This window comes from Pantoea sp. T14, assembly GCF_036663535.1.
In the GTDB taxonomy this organism is placed as follows: Bacteria; Pseudomonadota; Gammaproteobacteria; order Enterobacterales; family Enterobacteriaceae; genus Pantoea; species Pantoea phytostimulans.
Genome location: NZ_JAWUEB010000026.1, coordinates 560,638 through 586,432, shown reverse-complemented (window position 1 = coordinate 586,432; position 25,795 = coordinate 560,638). Strand labels below are relative to the sequence as shown.

25 protein-coding genes are annotated in these 25,795 nt (G+C 50.2%); 19 read left to right on the top strand and 6 right to left on the bottom strand.

Features of this window, described 5'->3' with window-relative positions; genetic code table 11:
* The first annotated feature begins 14 nt into the window (after window positions 1–14).
* The 11 genes from SC127_RS17660 (at window position 15) to hisP (ending at window position 10,215) form a co-directional block, all read left to right on the top strand.
* Window positions 15–677, top strand: a complete 663-nt coding sequence (locus SC127_RS17660; RefSeq protein WP_215846074.1) for a DedA family protein — start codon at window positions 15–17, stop codon at window positions 675–677.
* A 148-nt stretch (window positions 678–825) separates the two neighbouring features.
* Window positions 826–1,737, top strand: a complete 912-nt coding sequence (gene accD / locus SC127_RS17655; RefSeq protein WP_215846076.1) for an acetyl-CoA carboxylase, carboxyltransferase subunit beta — start codon at window positions 826–828, stop codon at window positions 1,735–1,737.
* 95 nt (window positions 1,738–1,832) lie between these two features.
* Complete coding sequence (gene folC / locus SC127_RS17650) at window positions 1,833–3,104, top strand: bifunctional tetrahydrofolate synthase/dihydrofolate synthase (protein ID WP_215846077.1); 1,272 nt, start codon at window positions 1,833–1,835, stop codon at window positions 3,102–3,104.
* Complete coding sequence (gene dedD, locus SC127_RS17645; RefSeq protein WP_243077507.1) at window positions 3,094–3,834, top strand: cell division protein DedD; 741 nt, start codon at window positions 3,094–3,096, stop codon at window positions 3,832–3,834. The genes folC and dedD overlap by 11 nt, the downstream gene beginning before the upstream one ends.
* Before the next feature lie 259 nt (window positions 3,835–4,093).
* Window positions 4,094–4,579: a colicin V production protein gene (cvpA, locus tag SC127_RS17640; protein WP_243077508.1), complete on the top strand. Its 486-nt coding sequence runs from the start codon at window positions 4,094–4,096 to the stop codon at window positions 4,577–4,579.
* Between the two features lie 37 nt (window positions 4,580–4,616).
* Window positions 4,617–6,134: an amidophosphoribosyltransferase gene (purF, locus tag SC127_RS17635; RefSeq protein ID WP_215846080.1), complete on the top strand. Its 1,518-nt coding sequence runs from the start codon at window positions 4,617–4,619 to the stop codon at window positions 6,132–6,134.
* Window positions 6,135–6,239: 105 nt separating this feature from the next.
* Window positions 6,240–6,809: a UbiX family flavin prenyltransferase gene (locus SC127_RS17630; protein ID WP_243077509.1), complete on the top strand. Its 570-nt coding sequence runs from the start codon at window positions 6,240–6,242 to the stop codon at window positions 6,807–6,809.
* Window positions 6,810–7,068: 259 nt separating this feature from the next.
* Window positions 7,069–7,851 carry a lysine/arginine/ornithine ABC transporter substrate-binding protein ArgT gene (argT, locus tag SC127_RS17625; protein ID WP_243077510.1) on the top strand — a complete coding sequence of 261 codons (783 nt, stop codon included), beginning with the start codon at window positions 7,069–7,071 and terminating at the stop codon, window positions 7,849–7,851.
* A 181-nt stretch (window positions 7,852–8,032) separates the two neighbouring features.
* Entirely contained in the window at window positions 8,033–8,719 is a 687-nt protein-coding gene (locus tag SC127_RS17620; protein ID WP_215846081.1) for a histidine ABC transporter permease HisQ, read from the top strand.
* Entirely contained in the window at window positions 8,716–9,432 is a 717-nt protein-coding gene (locus tag SC127_RS17615; RefSeq protein WP_243077511.1) for an ABC transporter permease, read from the top strand. The genes SC127_RS17620 and SC127_RS17615 overlap by 4 nt, the downstream gene beginning before the upstream one ends.
* Window positions 9,433–9,441: 9 nt before the next feature.
* Window positions 9,442–10,215: a histidine ABC transporter ATP-binding protein HisP gene (gene hisP / locus SC127_RS17610; RefSeq protein ID WP_243077512.1), complete on the top strand. Its 774-nt coding sequence runs from the start codon at window positions 9,442–9,444 to the stop codon at window positions 10,213–10,215.
* 266 nt (window positions 10,216–10,481) lie between these two features.
* Here the strand turns inward: hisP and SC127_RS17605 are convergent, their stop codons facing one another.
* Window positions 10,482–11,381 (bottom strand): TIGR01777 family oxidoreductase, encoded by a 900-nt coding sequence (locus SC127_RS17605; RefSeq protein WP_215846084.1) that lies wholly within the window; start codon window positions 11,379–11,381, stop codon window positions 10,482–10,484.
* Window positions 11,382–11,562: 181 nt separating this feature from the next.
* Between SC127_RS17605 and yfcF the strand changes: the two genes are divergently transcribed.
* Together yfcF and yfcD are read left to right on the top strand one after the other, a co-directional pair.
* Window positions 11,563–12,204, top strand: a complete 642-nt coding sequence (gene yfcF, locus SC127_RS17600) for a glutathione transferase (RefSeq protein ID WP_215846086.1) — start codon at window positions 11,563–11,565, stop codon at window positions 12,202–12,204.
* Window positions 12,205–12,316: 112 nt separating this feature from the next.
* A complete protein-coding gene (yfcD, locus tag SC127_RS17595) occupies window positions 12,317–12,832 on the top strand; it encodes an NUDIX hydrolase YfcD (protein ID WP_215846088.1) in 516 nt (171 codons plus the stop codon).
* A 127-nt stretch (window positions 12,833–12,959) separates the two neighbouring features.
* On the opposite strand, the gene SC127_RS17590 is transcribed toward yfcD, so the two are convergent.
* From SC127_RS17590 to ackA, 3 genes are all read right to left on the bottom strand, one after another.
* Window positions 12,960–14,222 (bottom strand): 4-aminobutyrate--2-oxoglutarate transaminase, encoded by a 1,263-nt coding sequence (locus tag SC127_RS17590; RefSeq protein WP_243077513.1) that lies wholly within the window; start codon window positions 14,220–14,222, stop codon window positions 12,960–12,962.
* 412 nt (window positions 14,223–14,634) lie between these two features.
* Window positions 14,635–16,779, bottom strand: a complete 2,145-nt coding sequence (gene pta / locus SC127_RS17585; RefSeq protein ID WP_215846091.1) for a phosphate acetyltransferase — start codon at window positions 16,777–16,779, stop codon at window positions 14,635–14,637.
* A gap of 69 nt (window positions 16,780–16,848) precedes the next feature.
* Window positions 16,849–18,051, bottom strand: a complete 1,203-nt coding sequence (gene ackA, locus SC127_RS17580; RefSeq protein WP_332627251.1) for an acetate kinase — start codon at window positions 18,049–18,051, stop codon at window positions 16,849–16,851.
* Window positions 18,052–18,387: 336 nt separating this feature from the next.
* Between ackA and yfbV the strand changes: the two genes are divergently transcribed.
* The 3 genes from yfbV (at window position 18,388) to SC127_RS17565 (ending at window position 20,158) form a co-directional block, all read left to right on the top strand.
* Window positions 18,388–18,840 (top strand): terminus macrodomain insulation protein YfbV, encoded by a 453-nt coding sequence (yfbV, locus tag SC127_RS17575; RefSeq protein WP_215846095.1) that lies wholly within the window; start codon window positions 18,388–18,390, stop codon window positions 18,838–18,840.
* Window positions 18,841–18,990: 150 nt separating this feature from the next.
* Window positions 18,991–19,485, top strand: coding sequence for a YfbU family protein (locus SC127_RS17570; protein WP_332627345.1), 495 nt, complete (start codon window positions 18,991–18,993; stop codon window positions 19,483–19,485).
* Between the two features lie 13 nt (window positions 19,486–19,498).
* Window positions 19,499–20,158 carry a sugar phosphatase gene (locus SC127_RS17565; protein ID WP_332627249.1) on the top strand — a complete coding sequence of 220 codons (660 nt, stop codon included), beginning with the start codon at window positions 19,499–19,501 and terminating at the stop codon, window positions 20,156–20,158.
* A 22-nt stretch (window positions 20,159–20,180) separates the two neighbouring features.
* Here SC127_RS17565 and yfbR read toward each other — a convergent pair whose 3' ends face one another.
* Together yfbR and SC127_RS17555 are read right to left on the bottom strand one after the other, a co-directional pair.
* Window positions 20,181–20,780, bottom strand: a complete 600-nt coding sequence (yfbR, locus tag SC127_RS17560) for a 5'-deoxynucleotidase (RefSeq protein WP_243077515.1) — start codon at window positions 20,778–20,780, stop codon at window positions 20,181–20,183.
* A 70-nt stretch (window positions 20,781–20,850) separates the two neighbouring features.
* Window positions 20,851–22,068: a pyridoxal phosphate-dependent aminotransferase gene (locus SC127_RS17555; RefSeq protein ID WP_215846100.1), complete on the bottom strand. Its 1,218-nt coding sequence runs from the start codon at window positions 22,066–22,068 to the stop codon at window positions 20,851–20,853.
* Window positions 22,069–23,031: 963 nt separating this feature from the next.
* On the opposite strand from SC127_RS17555, the gene lrhA reads away from it, so the two are divergent.
* The 3 genes from lrhA to SC127_RS17540 all read left to right on the top strand — a co-directional run bounded on the left by lrhA (window position 23,032) and on the right by SC127_RS17540 (window position 25,744).
* The gene (lrhA, locus tag SC127_RS17550; RefSeq protein ID WP_215846102.1) at window positions 23,032–23,955 is read left to right on the top strand and encodes a transcriptional regulator LrhA; all 924 of its coding nucleotides are present in this window, start codon (window positions 23,032–23,034) and stop codon (window positions 23,953–23,955) included.
* 658 nt (window positions 23,956–24,613) lie between these two features.
* The gene (locus SC127_RS17545) at window positions 24,614–25,051 is read left to right on the top strand and encodes an NADH-quinone oxidoreductase subunit A (RefSeq protein ID WP_332627244.1); all 438 of its coding nucleotides are present in this window, start codon (window positions 24,614–24,616) and stop codon (window positions 25,049–25,051) included.
* 15 nt (window positions 25,052–25,066) lie between these two features.
* Window positions 25,067–25,744 (top strand): NuoB/complex I 20 kDa subunit family protein, encoded by a 678-nt coding sequence (locus SC127_RS17540; protein WP_215846106.1) that lies wholly within the window; start codon window positions 25,067–25,069, stop codon window positions 25,742–25,744.
* Window positions 25,745–25,795 lie beyond the last annotated feature (51 nt).

Genomic DNA, 25,795 nt, shown 5'->3' with positions numbered 1-25,795 from the left:
AGGAAGAGAGCGTTATGGAGTTTATCCATTTTGTGGTCGATTTTATTTTGCACATTGATGTGCATTTGGCTGAATTGGTAGCGCAGTACGGCATTTGGATTTACGCCATTCTGTTTCTGATTTTGTTCTGCGAAACCGGTTTAGTGGTGACGCCTTTTTTACCAGGCGACTCACTGCTGTTTGTGGCCGGTGCGCTGGCGGCATTGCCGGGTAACGATCTCAATGTGCATCTGATGGTGACACTGCTGGTGATTGCGGCAATTCTCGGCGATGCGGTTAACTACACCATAGGTCGACTGTTTGGCGAGCGGTTGTTTAGCAACCCGAATTCCAAAATTTTCCGTCGCAGCTATCTGGATAAAACCCACGCGTTCTATGCACGTCACGGCGGTAAAACCATTATTCTGGCGCGCTTTGTGCCTATCGTGCGTACTTTTGCGCCATTTGTCGCCGGGATGGGGCATATGTCATATCGCCACTTCGCGTTGTTTAACATCAGCGGCGCGTTGTTATGGGTATTACTCTTTTCCTATGCGGGTTACCTGTTTGGCGATCTGCCGGTGGTACAGGAAAACCTCAAACTCTTGATCGTCGGGATTATCGTGGTCTCAATTTTGCCGGGCGTGATTGAAGTCTGGCGTCATCGTCGCCAGGCGAAGCAGCAAAAACAGCCGTAAGCGGCAAGGTTGCTCAGGGGTAAGACCAGATTTTTATCCACAGTCTGAACGGGTTGTGGTTTAATGAGCGAAATTTCCCGTCTGCTGAAGCCGTTTTCAGCAGCATCAAGACGACTGGACCAGGTCAGTTTCAACAGAAAGGTCATCAATGAGCTGGATTGAACGCATTCTTAACAAAAGCAATATTACGCCTGCTAGCCGCGCCAGTATCCCGGAAGGGGTTTGGACCAAATGCGATAGCTGTGGACAGGTACTTTATCGTGCCGAACTGGAGCGTAATCTTGAGGTCTGCCCGAAGTGTGACCACCATATGCGCATGCGCGCACGCGAACGTCTCACCACTTTTCTCGATCAGGGAACGCTGGTGGAGTTGGGCAGCGAGCTGGAACCGAAGGATCTCCTGAAGTTCCGTGACTCGAAAAAGTATAAAGATCGTTTGGTAGCCGCACAAAAAGCCACCGACGAGAAAGACGCACTTATCGTAATGAAAGGCCAGTTACACAGCATGCCAGTGGTTGCGGCAGCATTTGAATTCACCTTCATGGGTGGCTCAATGGGGTCTGTGGTTGGCGCACGCTTTGTGCGTGCAGTTGAGCAGGCGCTGGAAGATAACTGTCCGCTGATCTGCTTCTCTGCCAGTGGCGGTGCGCGTATGCAAGAAGCGCTGATGTCGCTGATGCAAATGGCGAAAACCAGTGCAGCGCTGGCAAAAATGCAGGAGCGTGGTCTTCCGTACATCTCTGTGCTGACCGACCCAACCATGGGTGGGGTTTCTGCCAGCTTCGCGATGTTGGGCGATCTCAACATCGCGGAACCGAAAGCGCTGATCGGCTTTGCCGGCCCTCGCGTTATCGAGCAAACCGTACGTGAAAAACTGCCGCCGGGTTTCCAGCGCAGTGAGTTCCTGATTGAAAAGGGTGCGATTGATATGATCATTCGCCGCCCGGAAATGCGTTACAAACTGGCAAGCCTGCTGGCCAAAATGATGAATCTGCCGGCACCGCTGCTCGATGGCGACCAGTCTGCATCAACGACTGAGCCAGAAAGCAACGACGCCTGACAGGAGATAGAAAGGCGCGCCTGTCGCGCCTTTCACCAATGCACCGCATACCTCAGCGCTGATTCAGCCAGGTATAATTGAGCAAAACGGGACATATGGACAATCTTCACCTTCCTCAAGCCACGTCGCCTTTGGCCACGTGGCTTTATTATCTTGAGCACCTTCATTCTCAAGCTATCGACATGGGGCTGGATCGTATTCGCCAAGTGGCGCAACGTCTGGACCTGTTGAAACCTGCCTCTTTTATTTTCACTGTCGCCGGCACCAACGGCAAAGGCACTACGTGTCGCACTCTTGAAACACTGCTGATGGCGGCGGGTTATCGGGTGGGCGTCTATAGCTCGCCGCATCTGGTGCGTTATACCGAGCGCGTACGCGTGCAAGGACAAGAGCTGACTGAGGCGCTGCACACCGCCAGCTTTGCTGAAATTGAAGCCGGGCGTGGCGATATTTCGCTGACGTATTTCGAATACGGCACGTTATCGGCGCTGAAGCTGTTCCAACAAGCGCAGCTCGATGTGGTGATCCTCGAAGTGGGCCTTGGCGGTCGTCTGGATGCTACCAATATTGTTGATGCTGATGTTTCGGTCATCACCAGCATTGCCCTCGATCACCTTGACTGGCTGGGGCCGGATCGTGAAAGCATTGGCCGTGAAAAAGCAGGTGTGTTTCGCGCAGGCAAGCCCGCTATTGTTGGTGAGCCGGATATGCCGCTTAGCATCGCTGCGGTCGCCAATGAGAAGGGCGCACAGCTGATTCAGCGCGATCGTGACTGGTCTTATCGTCAACAGGCAGAAAGCTGGTCGCTGCGAGATGCGTGGGGCGAGCTGAATGATTTACCGCTGCCGCAAGTGCCGTTGCCGAATGCCGCCAGCGCTATCGTGGCGCTGCGTGCTTCCGGTTTAAACGTCAGCGAAGACCAAATTCGCGCTAATTTACCGCTGGCTATTTTGCCTGGTCGCTTTCAAACAGTAAGCGAATCGCCGCGCGTTATCCTGGATGTGGCGCACAATCCTCATGCGGCAGCTTACCTTGCATCTCGCCTTGCGACGTTAGCGAATAAAGGTGCGGTGCATGCGGTGGTTGGCATGCTGCATGATAAAGATATTGCCGGCACGCTGGCCGCTTTAGCGCCTCAGGTTAATCACTGGTATTGCGCGCCACTGGATGGCCCACGTGGTGCAACGGCCCAACAGCTGATGTCACATTTACCGCAGCAGGCGCAGGCCTTTGCTGACGTAGAGCACGCCTGGCAGCACGCACGCGAGCAGGCGAAGCCACAGGACATCGTACTGGTGTGTGGATCGTTCCACACCGTGGCACAGGTCATGGAATCGATGGAAACGGAGAAAGGGCGTGGCGAGTAAGTTTCAAAACCGTCTGGTCGGTACCATTATTCTGGTCGCGGTTGGCGTGATTGTGCTGCCGGGGCTGCTGGATGGACAGAAGAAGCATTATAAAGAAGAGTTTGCCGCGATCCCGTTGGTGCCTAAGGCAGACGATCAGCAGGACAGCGAAATGGTACCGCCGGTAACGCAGTCACTGCCTGCACAACCGCCAGAAGGCGCGGGTGCCGCCGTTGATAACAACGGTGGTAAATCCAATAGCGTGGCTGAGCATGGCAGTATCAAACCTGGCGATGACAGCCAGCCGAGTGTGGTGACACCACCACCGGTGCATCAGACTGCGCCGTCCCAGCCGGTCAGCCAACCTAAACCGAAGCCGATTGAGCCGCCAAAACCTAAACCTGTGGAACAGCCGAAGCCAAAACCTGTGGAGCAGCCAAAACCGAAACCGGTTGAGCAACCCAAGGCGGCAGAGCAGCCTAAAACCACGGAAAGCAGTGCGCCAACGGGTCAGGCTTATGTGGTGCAGCTCGGTGCGTTGAAAAATGCCAGCAAGGTAAACGAAATTGTCGCACAGCTGCGTTTGTCGGGTTATCGCGCCTTTACCGTTCCGTCTTCGCCGGTGCAGGGACAAATTACCCGTATCTATGTCGGCCCGGATGCGTCAAAAGCCAAGATGCAAGAGGCGGTTTCTGAGCTCAAAAGTATCTCCGGTTTAGGCGGTGTGGTTAAGCCATACAGTGCACACTAAAAAGGGTTATTGATGCTGCTTATAACAACAATAGGCAGCATCTTTTTAGTGATAGCATTTACGGTTAAAGAGTGGAAATCAGGTGAAATGATTTGATTTTCAACGGGTTAATAAATTGTAAGTCCATTGGGCGAGTGAAGATTTTTTCATCGCCTTTTTTATGGAAACAGAACTGGAAAACCGCTACGCAAACGTTTTCTTTTTCTGTTAGAATGCGCCCCGAACTGGATGCAGGGGCGCAATTGCGCTGGAAGTATTCATGATCTGGATTGATTACGTCATTATTGCGGTAGTTGGTTTTTCGGCTCTGGTCAGCCTGGTTCGCGGGTTTGTCCGGGAGGCCTTATCTCTCGTTACCTGGGGATGTGCGTTTTTTGTCGCCAGTCATTATTACGCCTTTCTTGCAGTCTGGTTTACAGGTTTTGACGACGAACTGGTTCGTAACGGTATCGCCATCGGTGTGCTGTTCGTTGCTACCCTAATAGTGGGCGCGATCGTGAACTACGTTATCGGCACGCTGGTAGAAAAAACCGGCTTGTCGGGAACCGACCGAGTATTGGGCGTCTGTTTCGGGGCGTTGCGTGGTGTGCTGATCGTAGCCGCTATGCTTTTCTTTCTCGATACATTCACGGGGTTTTCAAAAAGCCCCGACTGGCAACAGTCTCAACTCGTTCCCCAGTTCAGTTATATAATCAGGTGGTTTTTTGATTACCTGAAAAGCACGTCGAGTTTTTTACCCCGGTGACGCCATCGGGAGTGCGGCTTAATGAGGAAATGACAACATGTGCGGTATTGTCGGTATCACCGGTTTCATGCCGGTAAACCAGTCGATCTATGACGCGTTAACGGTGCTCCAGCACCGCGGGCAGGATGCCGCAGGCATTTGTACTATCGATGCGCTGAATTGCTTCCGCCTGCGTAAGGCAAACGGTCTGGTCAGCGACGTTTTCGAAGCACGCCACATGCAGCGTTTGCAGGGCAATATGGGCATCGGTCACGCACGTTACCCAACGGCGGGCAGCTCCAGTGCCTCTGAAGCACAGCCATTCTACGTAAACTCGCCGTACGGCATTACTCTGGCACATAACGGTAACTTGACCAACGCGCATGAACTGCGCGCACGCCTGTTTGAAAAGGGCCGTCGTCACGTTAACACCACCTCAGATTCTGAAATTCTGCTGAACATTTTTGCGGCAGAACTGGATCGCTTCCCGCATGATCCGCTGGAAGCTGACAATATTTTTGCCGCTGTGGCTGCGGTGCACCAGCAGGTGCGCGGCGCCTATGCTGTGGTTTCGATGATTATCGGTCACGGCATGGTTGCCTTCCGCGATCCAAACGGCATTCGCCCGCTGGTATTGGGCAAACGCGTTATCGCAGATGGCCGCACCGAATACATGGTCGCTTCTGAAAGCGTCGCGCTTGATACGCTAGGCTTTGAATTTATCCGTGACGTTGCGCCGGGTGAAGCCGTCTACGTTACTGAGCAAGGGCAGCTTTCAACGCGTCAATGCGCTGAAAACCCAAAGAGCAATCCATGCTTGTTTGAGTATGTTTACTTCGCTCGCCCAGACTCTTTCCTCGACAAAATTTCTGTCTACAGCGCACGTGTTCGCATGGGCACCAAGCTGGGCGAAAAGATTGCACGTGAATGGGAAGATCTGGATATCGATGTGGTGATTCCGATCCCGGAAACGTCAACCGATATCGCGCTGGAAATTGCGCGTATTCTGGATAAACCGTATCGCCAGGGTTTTGTGAAAAACCGCTACGTTGGCCGTACCTTTATTATGCCAGGCCAGCAGTTACGTCGCAGCGCGGTTCGCCGCAAGCTGAACGCTAACCGCGCCGAGTTCCGTGATAAGAACGTCTTGTTGGTGGATGATTCCATTGTGCGTGGCACCACCTCAGAACAGATCATTGAGATGGCGCGTGAAGCGGGTGCAAAACGTGTTTATCTGGCTTCCGCCGCCCCGGAAATCCGTTTCCCGAACGTGTACGGCATTGATATGCCGAGCGCAACTGAGTTGATTGCTCACGGCCGTGAAGTGGATGAAATCTGCCAGTTGATCAAAGCGGATGCGCTGATTTTCCAGGATCTTGATGATTTGATCGAAGCGGTACGTGAAGAGAACCCAGACATCACGCAGTTTGAATGCTCGGTGTTCAACGGCATCTACGTGACGAAAGATGTTGATCAACAGTATCTGGAATATCTCCAGTCGCTGCGTAATGACGATGCAAAAGCAATTGCACGTCAAAACGAAGTGGAGAATCTGGAACTGCATAACGAAGGGTAATCTCTGGCGTTGATGCAAAAAGAGAAGGCGAGAGAAATCTCGCCTTTTTTATTTATTCCTTAAGCCGCGTTATGATGGCGCACTCAAAAATAGCAAGGCTGAACTATGAAACGACTCATCATTGGCATCTCGGGTGCAAGCGGCGTGATTTATGGCGTGCGCATGTTGCAGGTTTTGCAGCAGGTCGCTGAGGTGGAAACGCATTTAGTGATGAGCAATGCGGCGCGCCAAACGCTGGGTTTGGAAACCGATTACAACGTACGCGAAGTACAAGCGCTGGCTAATGTGGTGCATGACGTGCGCGATATTGCGGCAAACATCTCTTCAGGATCGTTTAAAACGCTTGGCATGGTCATTCTGCCATGCTCAATGAAAACCTTATCTGGCATTGTTCACAGCTACAGCGACTCCTTGCTAACGCGCGCTGCCGATGTCGTACTCAAAGAGCAGCGCAAGCTGGTGTTATGCGTACGCGAAACGCCGCTGCATGTCGGTCATTTACGCATGATGACCACCGCTGCTGAGCTCGGTGCGATCATCATGCCGCCGGTTCCCGCTTTTTATCATCGCCCCGTTACGATTGATCAGCTCGTAGATCAAACAGTTAACCGTGTTATTGACCAGTTTGACATCGAATTACCGCAAGATCTCTTCACGCGCTGGCAAGGTGCATAGCATTAATTAATTGCACCTTTATGGTGCGTAAGCGCGCCGAAGATCACTGTTCGTGCATTTGATGCACCAAAAGTTAACACCGTCTCTTTTTCTGGATGACATCACTGATATATTCCTCCTACACGCCTAGCGATTTCGCCTATGTAGCGTAACGTTTAGTGCGCGGATAACTTGCAGAACTGGCATGAAACATGCAGATTAATTTGCGCAAACACATCACGTAGCACATAACAAAAAGCACTTCACTTGAGGGTAATCTATGAAAAAGCGTGTTCTGGCTCTTTCTCTGATGCTGGGCTTGACCAGCGCCGCCAGCGTGTTCGCCGCGGTGCCGGGTTCAATCCGTATTGGAACTGATCCAACTTACCCGCCGTTTGAGTCGAAAAACGCGCAAGGACAGTTAGTCGGCTTTGATATCGATCTCGCCAACGAAATCTGTAAACGTATCAACACCAAGTGCACCTACGTTGAAAGCGATTTTGATGCGCTGATCCCATCGCTGAAAGCGAAAAAAATTGATGCCATTATCTCTTCACTTTCCATCACAGCTAAACGTCAGGAAGAAATCGCCTTTTCTGAAAAGTTGTATGCCGCTAACGCGCGTTTAGTCGCGCCGAAAGGGTCAACTATTCAGCCGACCATTGATTCGCTGAAAGGCAAAAACATTGGTCTGCTGCAAGGCACCACGCAGGAAACCTACGCCAATGAAAACTGGCGTGCGAAAGGCGTTACCGTAACGCCTTATGCTAATCAGGATCTGGTTTATCAGGATCTGAATGCAGGCCGCATCGATGCCGCTTTCCAGGACGAAGTGCAGGCGAGCGAAGGTTTCCTGAAACAACCGGTTGGTAAGAATTACACCTTTGCGGGTCCAGCAGTGAAAGATGACAAAATCTTTGGTGTAGGCACCGGTATGGGCTTGCGCAAAGATGATGCCGAGCTGAAAACCGCCATCGACAAAGCTGTCGATGAGATGCGCAAAGATGGGACTTACGACAAAATTGCTAAAAAGTACTTTGATTTCAATGTATACGGTGACTGAGTAAAACCTGTCTACTTTATCCCTGGTTCTTTGTGACACCGACGAGCTGGCTGTGCTCCATCCTCTCATGATCCACGAGGCTAAGCGCACCAACCGTCTGTGATACTGATTACCGGGATAAAGCTGCCCGCTGTGAATGGCGGGCAGCTATCCGTTTTCACCCCATGACAGGATCATTTTCATGCTGTATGGCTATTCTGACGTAATTCTTAGAGGCACCTTAGTCACGCTGGAGCTGGCGCTTAGTTCAGTGGTGCTCGCGGTTGTCCTTGGACTGCTAGGCGCAGGCGCTAAAGTCTCTCGCAATCGTCCATTAGCGATGATCGCTAATGGCTACACGACCTTGATTCGTGGTGTTCCAGACCTCGTTTTAATGCTGCTGATCTTCTACGGTTTGCAGATCGCTCTTAACCAACTCACCGATGCACTCGGACTAAGCCAGTTTGATATCGATCCGATGGTGGCCGGTATTATTACGCTCGGCTTTATCTACGGCGCTTACTTTACCGAAACCTTCCGTGGCGCATTTTTAGCGGTGCCAAAAGGGCAAATAGAAGCGGCAACGGCATTCGGTTTTACCGGTTCGCAGGTTTTCCGCCGTATTTTATTCCCGGCGATGATGCGTTATGCGCTGCCTGGCATTGGCAATAACTGGCAGGTGATTTTGAAAGCGACGGCGCTGGTGTCGCTGCTCGGACTGGAAGACGTGGTTAAGGCTACGCAGCTGGCGGGCAAAAGCACATGGCAACCGTTCTATTTTGCGATTGTCGCTGGGGTGATTTATTTAGTGTTTACCACACTGTCGAATGGTGTGTTGTGGTGGCTGAATCGCCGCTACACGGTGGGTGTTAAAAGGGCAGAGTTATGATTGATATTATTCAGGAATACTGGAAAGCGCTGCTCTGGACTGATGGTTATCGTTTCACCGGCGTGGCGATCACGCTGTGGCTGTTGATCCTTTCGGTCGTGATTGGCGGTTGCCTGGCCGTGTTGTTAGCCATTGCGCGCGTCTCGCCAAACCGTTGGGTAAGTACGCCGGTATGGCTGTTCACGTATATCTTCCGCGGCACACCGCTTTATGTGCAGCTGCTAGTATTTTATTCCGGCATGTATACGCTGGAGATTGTGAAAGGAACTGAGCTGCTAAACGCTTTTTTTCGTAGCGGTCTGAACTGTACGTTACTGGCTTTCACGCTGAATACCTGCGCTTACACCACTGAAATTTTTGCCGGGGCTATTCGTTCCGTGCCGCATGGTGAAATTGAGGCCGCGCGTGCTTACGGCTTTTCAAATTTCAAATTGTATCGCTGCATCATTCTGCCTTCTGCGCTGCGCACCGCTTTACCGGCCTACAGCAATGAAGTGATTTTGATGCTGCACTCCACGGCGCTGGCGTTTACCGCCACGGTTCCCGATTTGTTGAAAGTGGCGCGTGATATCAACTCCGCCACCTATCAACCCTTTACCGCATTTGGTATTGCCGCCGTGCTTTATCTGATTATCTCTTACGTGTTGATCAGCTTGTTCCGCCTCGCGGAGCGTCGCTGGCTGGCGCACGTGAAACCCTCTTCATCGCATTGAGTAAGACATATGGCTGAAAATAAATTAAGCGTCACCGAATTGCACAAACGTTACGGTGAACATGAAGTGCTGAAAGGGGTCTCATTGCAGGCCGATGCTGGCGACGTGATCAGCATCATTGGGTCATCCGGTTCAGGGAAAAGTACCTTTTTACGCTGCATCAACTTCCTCGAAAAGCCGAGTGAAGGCACCATTGTGGTTAACAATGAGCAGATCGCGCTGGTGCGCGACACCGATGGACAGCTAAAAGTCTCTAACAAAGAGCAGCTGCGTTCCCTGCGTACTCGCCTGACCATGGTGTTCCAGCACTTCAATCTCTGGAGCCACATGACAGTGCTGGAAAACGTGATGGAAGCGCCGATCCAGGTGTTGGGCCTGAGCAAAGCAGAGGCGCGCGAACGCGCCATTAAATATCTCGATAAAGTCGGCATTGATGCGCGAGCCTGCGCTAAATATCCGGTACACCTTTCTGGTGGACAGCAGCAACGTGTTTCGATTGCGCGCGCGTTGGCGATGGAGCCGGAAGTACTGCTGTTTGATGAACCTACCTCGGCACTCGATCCCGAATTAGTCGGTGAAGTGCTACGTATCATGCAAAAGCTGGCTGAAGAGGGCAAAACCATGGTGGTGGTGACGCATGAAATGGAATTTGCCCGTCACGTTTCCAGCCACGTTATCTTTCTGCATCAGGGCAAGATCGAAGAGCAAGGGCCGCCAGCCGAACTGTTTGGCAACCCAAAAAGCACACGCTTGCAGCAATTCCTCAAAGGTTCACTGAAATAAACGTTTTCCCGCGTCTTCGGGCGCGGAATCGTTACCTGGCAATGTATGCCGGACACAACTTTTGGATGGCGCTAATTTCAGCGGTTATGTTACCGTTTTTCGACATCGTTGGTGCGGTGTAGGCTTACACCAGGCTATGAGTGTTTGCTGGCTTATTGACGTTTATTCACCACGTACCGCAGCCGAATCACGGTAAATTGCGCGAGTCAGTAAATTCACCGCTGGCATTGCAGTAAAAATAACGGGAGCGTCAGGCTCCCGATGAGTTACGTTTTTACGACATCCTGCAGGGCTTCTTGCAGATCATACCAGCGGAAGCCGAAGCCCGACGACTCCAGCCTTTTCGGCAAAACATGTTGTCCACCTAATACCAATACCGATGATTCACCCATCATCAACTTGATGGCGCTGGCTGGCGTACGCATAAAAGCGGGGCGATGCATAACATGGCCAAGCGTGGCAGCAAACTGTTCATTCCGAACCGCGTAAGGAGCAACCATGTTAAACGGGCCGCTCAACGCCTCATTATCTAACAGCCAGAGAATGCCATTCACCATGTCGTCGATATGGATCCACGGCATATATTGTTTTCCGCTGCCGATAGGGCCGCCAATACCCAGTTTGAACGGCAACTTCATTTTACTTAATGCGCCACCTTCCTTGGCTAAAACGACGCCGGTTCGTAGCAGGCAAACACGGGTGCGATCGCTTTGTGCGCTAAGCGCCAACTGTTCCCAGCGGGCGCATAAAGTGTGCTGGAACTCTTCGTGGCCCGGATCCTCTTCCGTTAATACCAACTCACCGGTGTTACCGTAAAAACCGGTGGCTGAACCTGAAATCAATACCTTTGGTGGCGTGGTGCTGGCATTAATCAGTGAGGTAATTCGCTCGGTGATTTGCCAACGGCTTTCACACAATTGCTGTTTATGAATTTCTGTCCAGCGCTTATCGGCAATCGGTTCGCCAGCGAGATTGATCACGGCATCGACGCCATCAAGGTTTTGCTGTTGCGCCAATCCAGACCAAAACGCGACGTTATCCCCCAACTTTTCGCGTGCGCTGACGACGTCACGCGTGACAACGCTGATGTGATGACCCAGCAGTTGTAAACGAGGAATGAGGTGGCGACCAATCAATCCAGTACCACCCGTAATGAGAATATGCATGTTGCGACTCCTTATACTTTTTGTTTTCCGCTGTAATCAGCATAGAAGAGTGCGAGAGGAGTAGCGTGAGCCGCTTCGAGGTTTCATGCGGAACAGGCAAACATCGGACCAGCCGGGCGTTGCCTTTGTAAATAAAAATCGGTAAACATGATGCAACCCTGATAGCTATTTGAGGTAGCAGATGAATTACCCGTCCATCACCCTGTGGTCTGATTCATCGTTTTTTAGTCCTTACGCCATGTCGGTTTACGTTGCATTAACGGAAAAAGGCGTTCCCTTCAGCCTTAAGCGTGTCGATTTGTCTCAAGACCAACAATACTCAGCCGATTACCGTGCGCTGTCATTAACCTGTCGCGTGCCTGCATTACAAATCGATGATCTGGTGCTGAGCGAATCCTCCGCTATCAGCGAGTACCTTGAAGAGCGATTTCCTGCGCCCGAATTTGAACGTCTTTACCCAAAAAATCGTGAAAATCGTGCGCGAGCACGCGAAGTTCAGGCGTGGCTGCGCAGTGATTTTATGCCGATCCGTCAGGAGCGTCCCACTGAAGTGTTATTTGCTGGCGAACGCTTTGCGCCGTTGACGCCCGCAGCGCAACAGGCGGCTGAAAAACTGATTGCTGCTGGCGAACGCTTGTTACCGGAAGGGCAACAGAACATGTTTGGCGAATGGTCTATTGCAGATACCGATTTAGCGGTGATGTTGAACAGACTGGCGCTGCATGGCGATAACCTGCCGATAAAACTACAGCATTACGCTGAATTTCAGTGGCAACGCGCCTCTGTACAGTTGTGGTTGGCTGAAAGCGGCAAAAAACGGTAAAGATCGAGGCTTGCTCAAGCTAACGGAAGTGATTACCTTACGCCACACTATTATAAAGACGTGGCAATAACAGTGCGTGCAACAGGGCATGCCAAACAGGAAAGGGTTACGGATGGTGGATCAAAAGGGTGGCGACATTGAGTGGGTCGATATCGTTAGCGAAGAGAATGAGGTCGTAGCACAGGCAACGCGTGCGCAAATGCGTGCACAGTGCCTGCGCCACCGCGCCACCTACATCGTGGTACACGATGGCATGGGTAAGATTCTGGTACAGCGCCGTACCGAGACAAAAGATTTTATGCCTGGCATGCTGGATGCTACGGCAGGCGGCGTGGTGCAGAGCGGTGAAGACCTGTTGGAATCCGCACGCCGTGAAGCGGAAGAGGAGTTAGGTATTGCTGATGTCCCATTCGCGGAGCATGGCAAATTCTACTTCGAAGATCAGCACTGTCGCGTGTGGGGCGGGTTGTTCAGTTGCGTTTCTCACGGCCCTTTTGCCATGCAAGAAGCCGAAGTTGATGAGATTTACTGGATGACGCCTGATGAAATCACTGCGCGTTGTGACGAATTTACCGATGATTCGTTGAAGGCGCTTTCATTGTGGATGAGCCGCAACGGCGAAAAATAATTCGCTTACTCTTCTCGCAGTGAAAGGCATTTTCGCCAGTACGATATAAACCCAACTGCGTCCGCCGCTGTTCTGCGGTGGACGCTTCTTTCTCCTTAATCTCTCTCATCAAATGCGTGGCTCAGTATTAGTATTCATGCAGAATATTTTTAAGCAGCGTGAGGGCGGCGCGGAACTGAGTATCGGGAATGGTAAGCGGATAAAGAAAGCGGATCACGTTGCCGTGAACGCCGCACGTCAGCAACAATAAACCCTGCGACAATGCCTGTTGCTGGATTGCTCTTGCCGTCTCAGCACAGGGTTTCCCGTTGTCATTGTGGAATTCAGCTGCAATCATTGAGCCGCGTCCTCGTACCTCAACCAGCGCTTTACAGCCTGCACTATGCAACGTTTCAATCAGTTCACTGCCGAGTTGATTGGCCCGCTCGCACAAATTCTCTTCAGCAATGACATCCAGCACTGCCAGCGCAGCCGCGATTGCGGGTGGGCTACCGGCATAAGTCCCGCCCAAACCGCCCGGTGAGGGTGCGTCCATGACTTCAGCACGACCCGATACTGCAGAGAGCGGCATACCGCCGGCCAGACTCTTCGCCATCGTGATCAAATCGGGTTTTACGTCAGGGTAATATTCACTGGCGAACAGTTTACCGGTACGGGCGAAGCCACATTGGATTTCATCGGCAATTAACAGGATGTTGTGCTCATCGCATAGCTGACGCAACGCCGTAACAAAATCAGCGGGGGCAACATTGAAGCCGCCTTCGCCCTGAATCGGTTCATAAATAATGGCGGCGACGTGTTGCGGGCTGATATCGCAACGGAAAATAGCGTGCAAGCTTTCCAGTGCGTCTTCAACGCTGCAATCGTAAAGCGCGTTCGGATAGCGGGCATGAAATACAGAACCCGCGAAGGGACCAAAACCGGTTTTATAAGGTGTCACTTTGCCTGTCAGCGACATTGTCATGTAAGTGCGACCATGAAATGCGCCGGTGAAAGCGATAATGCCCGGCCGGCCGGTTGCTGCACGAGCAATCTTCACGGCGTTTTCAACCGCTTCAGCGCCGGTAGAAAAGAAGGTGGTTTTCGCCGGACCGGCAATCGGCACGCGCTGATTCAGTTGCTCTGCCAGCTTAATGTAGTTTTCGTAAGGCACGATCTGAAAAGCGGTATGGGTGAAGCAATCGAGCTGCTCTTTTACTGCGGCGATCACTTTTGGATGGCGATGCCCGGTGTTTAGAACTGCGATACCGGCACTGAAATCGGTATATTCTCGGCCTTGATGATCCCACAGCGTGGCATTTTCGGCCTTCACTGCATAGAAATCACACATGACGCCGACGCCGCGCGGTGTGGCTTTGAGACGACGTGCGTGCACTTCACTGTTGCTCATAAGTTGACCTCGTTGTGGTTGCAAAGCTTACTGGGCGATCTGCTGGCGCCAGGGTAAAAGAAGCCCTTGCCAACGGCACGCTGAACAAATTCTATATCGCCTACGGCAGATATACAGCCGCCTGCCTTGCTGATGCAAATCGTCAGCGACTCACGCGGTTCTGAATGAATAGCACATCACAGAAATGGGCTGCATTTGTTTTCTGGTATGCCGAAAAGGGGTGAGTAATGTTGCTTAAAGCGCGGAGCGGGAACGGTGTGAAATTCTGAAGTGCAAAGTGGGATGGGGATGATGTCTGCGTAAATTAATTATGCAGGGTGGAAGCGTTGGCGATCGTGGTTGAATGGCGTATCACTTACTTGCGTCATCTAAATAAAAAGAGCATGCATTGCTGCATGCTCTCATCACATTTTTAGCCTTCAGCTTGCTGAGACTGAATTGCGGTTAACGCGATGGTGTAGACAATATCATCCACCAGTGCGCCACGAGAAAGGTCGTTGACCGGCTTGCGCATACCTTGCAGCATTGGCCCGATGGAAATCAGGTCGGCTGAACGCTGTACCGCTTTGTAAGTGGTATTACCCGTGTTGAGATCCGGGAAGATAAACACGGTGGCGCGACCCGCAACCGCTGAGTTTGGTGCTTTAGATTTCGCCACATCTTCCATAATAGCCGCGTCATATTGCAGCGGGCCATCAATCACCAGATCAGGACGTTTTTCCTGCGCAATGCGCGTGGCTTCGCGTACTTTTTCTACATCGCTACCGGCACCAGAATTGCCGGTTGAGTAAGAGATCATCGCTACACGCGGATCGATACCAAAGGCTTTTGCTGAATCAGCTGATTGAATTGCAATCTCTGCCAGCTGTTCAGACGTTGGGTCTGGGTTGATGGCGCAGTCGCCATAAACCAGAACCTGCTCTGGCAGCAGCATGAAGAACACCGATGAAACCAGGGAGCTGTTTGGCGCAGTTTTAATCAGCTGCAGCGGTGGACGAATGGTGTTGGCAGTGGTGTGAACCGCGCCAGAAACTAAGCCGTCGACTTCGCCGCTTTCCAACATCATGGTGCCCAGCACCACGTTATCTTCTAACTGCTCCTGTGCAACAACTTCGGTCATGCCTTTGCTCTTACGCAGTTCCACCAAGCGCGGTACGTAGTTTTCACGTACCACTTCTGGATCGACAATGACAATGCCACTGCCTAATTCAACGCCTTGTGCAGCAGCAACACGCTGGATCTCGTCTGGATTTCCCAATAATACACAGGTTGCGATACCGCGTTCGGCACAAATCGAAGCAGCTTTAACGGTGCGCGGCTCATCGCCTTCTGGCAATACGATGCGTTTACCGGCTTTACGCGCCAGTTCGGTCAGTTGATAACGGAAGGCTGGCGGTGACAGGCGGCGGCTGCGCTCAGAAGTCGCCGTCAGTGACTCAATCCAGTCGGCATTAATGAAGTTGGCAACGTATTCCTGCACTTTTTCGATGCGTTGAGTATCGTCAGCGGGCACTTCCAGATTGAAGCTTTGCAAGCTAAGTGAGGTTTGCCAGGTGTTAGTTTTCACCATGAACATTGGCAATCCCGTCTGGAAAGCACGTTCGCACAATTTAGCGATACGCGGGTCAATTTCATAGTTACCTGTCAGCAGAATGGCACCAATTTCGACGCCATTCATAGCGGCCAGACAGGCAGCAACCAGCACGTCTGGGCGATCGGCTGAGGTCACCAGCAGTGAACCTGGGCGGAAATGTTCCAGCATGTGCGGCAGGCTTCGTGCACAGAACGTCACCGACTTAACGCGGCGAGTCTGGATGTCACCTTCGTTGATAACGCGCGCATTCAGATGGCGGCACATATCGATAGCGCGTGTCGCAATGAGCTCGAAGCTCCATGGTACGCAACCCAGCACCGGCAGCGGGCTGTCGGAAAACAGCTGCTTAGGATCAATATTCGCGATGCTGGCTTTAGAGGAGTCATCAAAAATTTCGGACAGATCAGGACGAGTGCGGCCTTGCTCATCAACCGGTGCGTTGAGTTTATTAATAATAACGCCGGTGATGTTTTTGTTCTTTTTGCCGCCAAAGCTGCTTTGGGTTAACTCAATACGCTCTTTTAACTGTTCGGTTGAGTCGTTACCCAAAGCCATAACAAAGACGATTTCTGCATTTAGCGTTTTAGCGATTTCATAGTTGAGCGCGGTAGCAAACTGATGTTTACGCGTCGGCACTAAACCTTCAACCAGCACCACCTCCGCATCCTGCGAATTAGCATGGTAGCGGGCGATGATCTCTTCCATCAACACATCTTGCTGGTTAGAACCGAGCAGCGATTCCACGCGCGACATCTGTAAAGGTTCAGCCGCTGGGATAGAGGAATTTTTGCGAATGATAGTGGTGGTTTGATCGGGTGTATCACCGCCGGTACGCGGCTGAGCAATAGGTTTGAAGACGCTGAGGCGAACGCCTTTGCGCTCCATCGCACGAATAACGCCAAGGCTGACGCTGGTCAGGCCGACACTGGTGCCGGTCGGAATGAGCATAATTGTACGTGACACGATTGAACCTCTCAGGTATTGCAGGGTGTCAAAAACAACTCCGCCAGCATGAGCTGACGGAGAAAAGCGTTAAGCGGTCAGACGCGCAGCGTCTTGGGCAATGACCAACTCTTCGTTGGTCGGAATCACCAGCGCGGGACGCGTACCTTCTTTATTAATGTAACCTGACTTACCAAACCGTGCCGCCAGGTTGCGTTCGTGATCAACCTCAAAACCGAGCAGACCCAGTTTTTTCAATGCCAGTTCACGCACCATGGCGGCGTTTTCACCAATTCCACCGGTGAATACCACTGCGTCCAAACGGCCTTCCATCAAGGCGGTGTAGCTGCCGATATATTTGGCAAGACGATGACAGAAAACGTCCATCGCACGCTTAGCATCTTCTTTGGTTTCGTAATTATCTTCAACATAACGGCAATCGCTGGTGACTTCGGTCAGGCCCAGCAGGCCAGATTCTTTGGTCAGCAATTTATTGATGGCATCTACGCTCATGCCCAGCGTGTCATGCAGGAAGAAGATGATAGCGGGATCGATGTCGCCGCTACGTGTTCCCATGACCAGACCTTCAAGCGGGGTCAAACCCATTGAGGTATCAACGCACACGCCATTGCGGATAGCTGACACAGAACCGCCGTTACCCAAATGGCAGGTGATAACGTTGAGTTCTTCCAGCGGTTTATTAAGCATTTTTGCTGCTTCATGGCTGACATAGAAGTGGCTAGTGCCGTGCGCACCATAGCGACGGACGCCATGTTCTTTATAAAGTTTGTAGGGAAGAGCATAAAGATATGACTCTTCCGGCATTGTCTGATGGAAAGCTGTATCAAATACCGCGACATTCTTATCGGACAGGTGCGGGAAGTTTTTCATCGCTTCATCAATACCGATAAGGTGCGCAGGGTTATGCAATGGAGCGAAAGAAGAAGCATCTTTGATGCCCTGAACCACATCTTCAGTAATAATGACGGATTGGGTCAGTTTCTCGCCGCCGTGAACTATGCGATGACCAATTGCAGCGATTTGTGCCGAAAGCTCTGGTTTTTGTGCCAGAATGGTTTTAACAATGTAATTGAGTGCTTCACTATGCGCCGCGCCAGCACCTAATGGTGCTTCCTGTTTTTGACCATCCAGTTTCCATTTAATACGTGCCTCAGGTAAATGGAAGCATTCTGCAAGGCCAGAAAGGAACTCGTCACCGCTGGCAGGATTTAGGATGGCAAACTTCAGAGAAGAACTGCCGCAGTTCAGGACCAGTACTAGCTTACTCGACATGGAAGTACCTATTTGTTAAAAGTGGCTAAAAAAAACGCAGTCAGACTATCAGCGTAGCCCATGAAAGCTGGTAGATTAATGATAAACATCATGCGCTAGTCAAACGATGACTTTACGCAAAAAATTTTCGGTAATTTTACGCAAAAATTTGAAGTCTATTTATCGAAACAGGACTCAGGCCATTTCCCGGTGGTGCTAGCCGCTTCCAAAACCGTATCGAAACGGCGTCAGAATAGCTGGAGTCCTGTTTAAAGACAAAAACATTTGAAGGATGTTACGTAAAGTTGTGTGGTTATAACTATCTTTTAAAGTTTGCAGTAATAGTTGAGGTCCGCTATGGCGAATGAATCTGGCAGTACCAGCTGGTTCCGTATTTTTCAACGCGGCCAGCACTATATGAAGACCTGGCCAAGTGACAAACGCCTTGCGCCAATATTTCCTGAAAATCGCGTGTCGACGGCAACCCGCTTCGCCATTCGTTTTATGCCGCCCCTTGCGGTGTTCACCTTGACCTGGCAAATTGCGTTAGGCGGCCAGCTTGGGCCCGCTGTTGCAACCGCGCTGTTTGCCTGCACGCTACCCATGCAAGGCTTGTGGTGGCTTGGTAAGCGCTCTGTTACACCTTTGCCGCCCACGCTACTGAACTGGTTTCATGAAGTTCGCGCCAGGCTGGAGGAGGCGGGGCAGGCAATTGCGCCGGTCGAGGGCAAGCCAACGTATCAGGCATTAGCTGATGTTTTAAAACGCGCCTTTAAACAGCTGGATCGCACCTTTCTCGACGATCTTTGATTGGACATGGGTTCTTCGCAGGTAAGAATTCGCCTGGAACCCGCGTCTAAATCAAAGAAAAGTGATGCGGTCATACCTGTATTGCTAACCCTGTGTAATCATTTCTCTATCGTATAAAACTTAAGCGCCTTTTAGGCCTCGGAGTAAATGATGGAAATGACCCATGCACAGCGATTAATCCTGACCAATCAATATAAAATTATGGCGATGCTGGAACCTGAAAACGCCGAACGCTTCCGTCGCTATCAAACTATCATCGAACGAGGTTACGGCTTACAGATGCGTGAGCTGGATAAAGAATTCGGTGAGCTCACTGAAGAAACCTGCCGCACCCTCATTGATATCATGGAGTTGCACCACGCGCTGCATGTTTCCTGGTCAAACCTCAAGGAAAAAGAGCAGCTTGAAGAGCGTCGCCTGGCCTTTCTCGGCTTTGATGCAGCCACCGAAGCACGTTATCTCGGTTATGTCCGTTTTATGGTCAATACCGAAGGGCGATACACCCAGTTTGATTCAGGCACGCACGGCTTCAATGCACAAACGCCAATGTGGGAAAAGTATCAACGCATGCTAGCTTTGTGGCAGACTTGTCCTCGTCAATACCATTTGAGCGCGAATGAAATTGCGCAAGTAATCAATGCCTGATGAGGAGTGACGTGTGACGTACAGCGGTTTTTTGTTTGATTTAGATGGCACTTTAGTGGACTCGTTGCCTGCAGTAGAGCGCGCGTGGAGCAACTGGGCAGCGCGGCAGGGTATCGCGGCAGACGACGTTCTGGCGTTCATTCATGGCAAACAGGCAATTACGTCGTTACGTCATTTTATGGCTGGTCAGTCTGAGGAGGCTATTCAGGCTGAGTTTTTGGCGTTAGAACAAACCGAAGCGAAAGACACGGATGGCGTACAGGCATTACCTGGCGCTAAGGCGCTACTGTCTACGCTGAATGAATTGCAAATTCCTTGGGCAATTGTGACGTCAGGTTCCGTTCCGGTCGCCCACGCACGCCATAAAGCGGCTGGTTTACCGCAGCCTGCCGTTTTCATCACCGCTGAACAAGTCGTGAAAGGCAAGCCAGAGCCCGATCCTTACCTTTTAGGTGCAAAGAAATTAGGCTTATCGCCTGATGTATGCGTCGTCGTTGAAGATGCACCAGCCGGCGTTTTATCAGGACTTAATGCGGGATGCGCCGTGATTGCAGCTAATGCACCAGCGGATACGCCACGTCTTAATGAAGTGATAATTCAGCTGACATCACTGGAATCATTAGTCGTGACGAAATTGGCTGACGGTCAATTTACATTGAGTACACAGAACTAAGGGGCGGCTAAGGGCGCCTTTATTACAGCGGCGTGTCCTGTGAAATTTCATCCAGCGACAGGCTGAAGCTAGGAATGAACACCTCTACAAAATAATCCATTTCTGGCGAACGGCGCTGCGCTAACGTTTTTTCCAGCCGTGCTTTCGCCAGTAAAAACTCATTGTTACCTGCAGATAACTCCTCCAGGCATTTTACATAGGCGCAAAGTGCGTCCGCCTGCTTTACTACCGCTTGTTCTTCAACGCCATGCAGATGTTCATCAATCAGCGGGCGGTAAATGTCCTGGAACTCTGCCGGCAGCATTTCAATCAGTTTTTGCTGTGCAATTTTCTCAATTTTTTTATATTCATGGGCAATCTGCGCATTGTAATACTTTACTGGCGTGGGCAAGTCGCCAGTTAATACTTCACTCGCATCGTGATAAAGCGCCAGCATTGCAATGCGATCTGCGTTGAGATTGCCATTAAATTTTTTATTTTTAATGACAGCCAAAGCATGCGCCACCATGGCTACCTGCAAGCTATGCTCGGAGACATTTTCCGTGCGCACATTGCGCATTAACGGCCAGCGATTGATGAGTTTGAGTCGGGAAAGATGAGCGAAAAAATGGCTTTGAGTCATGGATGATCCTGTTTGCAGGCAGGGGAAAGACCAGCTTTCCCCGAAATACAAACAGTATACGCGGGCGTGATTACTGACGGTAGCCTTGCAGGAATCGGCCAAATTTATTGATCGCCATCTCTAGATCGTCAACGCGTGGCAGCGTCACGATACGAAGATGATCCGGCCAAGGCCAGTTAAAGGCGGAGCCTTGTACTAACAACACCTTTTCTTGCAGTAAAAAATCCAAAACCATTTTTTGGTCGTCAAAAATATTGAATTTTTTTGCATCAATACGCGGGAACATGTAAAGCGCACCTTGCGGCTTCACACAGCTGACGCCGGGAATATCATTAATGAGTTCCCAGGCACGCTGGCGCTGCTCATATAAACGTCCGCCCGGCACAATAAACTCGCTGATGCTTTGATAACCGCCTAATGCAGTCTGAATGGCATGTTGTGCCGGAACGTTGGCACACAGGCGCATAGACGCAAGCATCTCCAGCCCTTCGATATAGCCTTTAGCATGCTTTTTCGGACCGTTTAATACCATCCAGCCTTGGCGGAAACCGGCAACGCGATAGGTTTTAGAGAGTCCGTTAAAAGTTACGGTCAGGAGATCGGGTGCCAGCGCAGCGATTGAGTGGTGTTGCGCGTCGTCGTAGAGAATCTTGTCGTAGATCTCATCAGCGAAAATAATCAGGTTATGCTGACGCGCGATTTCAACCACTTCCAGCAGCAACTCTTTGCTGTATACCGCACCGGTAGGGTTATTCGGGTTAATAATCACAATACCGCGAGTACGCGGCGTGATTTTGCTGCGAATATCGTCCAGATCAGGAAACCAGCCAGCTGACTCATCACAAAGATAATGCACTGCTTTTCCGCTGGATAGCGACACAGCCGCTGTCCATAACGGATAATCGGGTGCAGGCACCAGCATTTCATCGCCACTGTTTAGCAGCGCTTGCATGGCCTGAACAATCAGTTCAGAAACGCCATTGCCGATGTAAATATCCTCAACCGTAACGTCTCGCATATCACGCGCTTGATAATGCTGCATGATAGCTTTACGCGCTGAATAGAGACCTTTGGAATCACAATAGCCTTGTGAGCTAGGCAAGTTGCGGATGACATCGACCAGAATTTCGTCAGGTGCCTCAAAGCCGAACGGTGCTGGGTTACCAATGTTCAGCTTAAGGACTTTGTTACCTTCTTCTTCGAGACGCTTAGCTTCTTTTAAGACCGGACCGCGAATGTCATAGCAAACATTTTCCAGCTTTCCGGATTTATCAATTTGAAAAGTCATTATTACCGCCTTTATGGGCAGAATCCTTTTACCTGCCACTGAAATCAAACCAGCACAATGTACTCTCCTGCTGAACACAAAAGAAGGGTGCTAACCGGTTTTGGCGCGTTAAGCATCTTTTCATGCGAGCCGTGGCGCAAAAAATATTCTCAGTCGTTTAATTTAGTCAAATGAACTAATAATATTGTTTTATTTGGCATTTTTAACCAATCCATAAAAAAGGGCTGTAAAGTCATTAATCCAGATTTTTAATAGTGAAGTTGCCATTTTCAATTGTTAAAAAAGGCTTGGGTAAGATAGATGCTAATTGAAATAGTTAAGCGATATTGCATTGATGGTTGTTTTATGAGCAGTGGTGAATTGATGCACTTATGTAATGTGATTTACAGCTGATAATTATTGTCATTCATGCAGTGAATAACCAGAATTGTACGCTGTCGTAAGGTCCAGCGCGGGCGTAGCAAGGAAGACTTCAGGCATGTCTTCTCACTTTGTGTATTTTTTCAGAAATGAAAAGGTTAAAAAATAGCCAGTAGTGTGGCAGGATAGGTGAGAAAGGGGGTTACGACAAAATTTACAGCGCTTTTCACAAAAACATTTCCATTTTGACGTCAAAAATGATTAAGTATAATTTATTATTTGATGCCACTATTTACCGAGCATCATAAAAGTACGCCGTTCTTTTTTTGTCCCGCAATCGCTGTTTCGGCGGGATTTAGACAACTACGCAGCTTACTGCATTTGCGCACCCAGCGCCTTCGGCTCAGAAGTTGTATCTGTCTAAACGATACGGCTTTGCCCAATTATGCGGGTTTGAGCTTTCGTTAATATTCGTTCGACCACTTTTTGTGGCAGTCTTCACACAGGACTGCCATTAAGCACCATTACCGCTTATCACTTTGATGAGATGTGTAATAACACCAGGGTAGTAGTTCGTAAAAATCTAATAAGTGAAGAAAAAACATGACTAATGCAAATCGTCCGATACTCAATCTCGACCTCGATCTGCTGAGAACTTTTGTGGCTGTTGCAGATTTGAATACGTTTGCGGCTGCAGCTGCAGCGGTCTGCCGAACCCAGTCAGCGGTCAGTCAGCAGATGCAACGTCTGGAGCAATTGGTAGGTAAAGAGCTGTTTGCCAGACATGGACGTAACAAACTGTTAACAGAACACGGAATTCAGCTCTTAGGTTACGCCAGAAAGATTCTCCGCTTCAATGATGAAGCCTGTACTTCTTTGATGTATAGCAATATTCAAGGTGTCCTGACCATTGGCGCATCTGATGATACATCCGACACCATTCTGCCGTTTTTGTTGAACCGCGTGACATCGGTTTATCCAAAACTCGCTATTGATGTCCGCGTTAAACGCAATCCATTCATGATGGAAATGCTGAATCAGGGTGAAGTGGATTTGGTGGTGACCACCTCCAGTCCAGGTAACTTTACCTATCAGGTTCTGCGTACATCGCCAACGTTGTGGTATTGCGCAGCGGATTACATTTTCCAGCGAGGTGAAGCTATCCCATTGGTTCTGCTTGACGAGCCAAGTCCGTACCGTGATATGGCTATTGATCATCTCAACGAGGCGGGCATCCCATGGCGTATATCGTATGTGGCTTCCACATTGGCAGCAGTACGTGCGGCTGTTAAAGCGGGATTGGGTGTAACAGCGCGTCCGGTAGAAATGATGAGTCCAGAACTGCGTGTTATGGGTGCTGCCGAAGGCTTACCAGTGTTGCCAGATACACAATATCTGCTGTGTCGTAATCCTAATAGTGATAATGAACTCGCATTGGCTATCTTCAACGCAATGCAGTCAACCAATGATCCCTACAATCTCAGCGCTAATCCAGACGGTACTTTATTACTGGATGACGAAGAGTAAATTCGCTGCTAATACTGACTCTGGTTCCGTTTTGAGCAATTGTTAAAAGCGATCAAAATAAGCCTCTTGTTCTTTAATCAGAATGAGAGGCTTTTTTTATATTCCTTTCTCCTCATCGTATCCGTTATTTGTCCCCCTTTAACGTCCCGTAATAATCCTCAGATGAAATTATTTTCATTTTTACTGCTTGTTGAAACCTTCAATCCGAAAAAACGGAAAAAACATTCCAAAACGCAGTGCTGATTGTTGGTTTTTAGTGCGTAAAGGCCAGAAGTGTGTCCTGGATCAAGAAAATACCCCTGCTAAGGGGAAGGAAAACGACGCGAATCCTGTCAAAATATGTTTGTTAAATGCACGATCCATGCATGTGAATACCCGCTACACTAAAATTAACCCTACAGACTGAAGCGATTTAGCTGGCATGAGGGGCATCATTTGTTAATAATATGATGCAGCTGTAAAATAATGTTTGGATACTTTTGTCAAAGTTGACAAAAGGTTATAGAAAGGAGTAAAAAACCCCATAAAATTGCTGCTTATTTGATAATGACGGCAAAGTTTATAAGGTTTTTCATCCTTCCCTTGAATCGATGTGGTGAGTTTGCTGCCAGAACCCGTGCAGGATGCCAGCGCCACTTTTGATGAGTAAGCAAAGAGTATGTCAACAACCACCGAAATCATCGCTCAGCATTGGGCGTTTATCGTATTTATCGTCATTGCATTTGGCCTTTGCGCTTTTATGTTGACCGGAGGATGGCTGTTAGGTGGCAGAGCACGCGCCCGCTACAAAGACACGCCTTTTGAATCTGGTATCGAATCCGTTGGTGATACCCATCTCCGCCTTTCGGCGAAATTCTATCTGGTTGCGATGTTCTTCGTAATTTTCGACGTCGAAGCCCTCTTTTTATACGCATGGGCGACTTCAATCCGTGAAAGCGGCTGGGTCGGCTTTGTGGAAGCCGCAATTTTCATTTTGGTGCTCCTGGCGGGCTTGGTCTATCTGGTGCGCATTGGTGCGTTGGATTGGGCTCCTGCACGTCGCCGCATCGTGGTTAAGACCAACACGATCAGTCACACCAATCCTCACAAGCAGTAAAAGAGAGGCAATAAGATGGACTATACGCTCACCCGCATAGACCCGAACGGTGGTGACAACGACCGTTATCCTCTGCAAAAGCAGGAAATCGTCAGCGATCCGCTGGAGCAGCATGTTCATCGCAGCGTCTACATGGGCAAACTCGAAAATGCCCTGCACGATATGGTGAACTGGGGACGCAAAAACTCCCTTTGGCCGTACAACTTTGGTCTTTCCTGTTGCTACGTTGAAATGACCACCTCCTTTACCGCAGTGCATGACGTTGCGCGTTTTGGAGCAGAAGTTATGCGTGCATCTCCGCGCCAGGCTGACTTCATGGTGATCGCCGGTACGCCATTTACCAAAATGGCCCCGGTAATTCAGCGTTTGTATGACCAAATGCTGGAGCCGAAATGGGTGATCTCGATGGGGGCCTGTGCCAACTCTGGTGGCATGTACGATATCTATTCAGTGGTTCAGGGTGTGGATAAATTCCTGCCGGTAGATGTGTACATTCCAGGTTGTCCACCGCGTCCAGAAGCTTATATGCAGGCGTTGCTGCTGCTGCAAGAGTCGATTGGTAAAGAACGCCGTCCACTTTCATGGGTGGTAGGTGATCAGGGCGTGTATCGCGCCAATATGCAGCCAGAGCGCGAAAGAAAGCGTGGCGAGCGTATCGCGGTTACCAACCTGCGTACTCCAGACGAAGTTTAAGCTAACCGTACACGGATGGATTTAGCGCCCGCAGCATAATATTAAAATTTA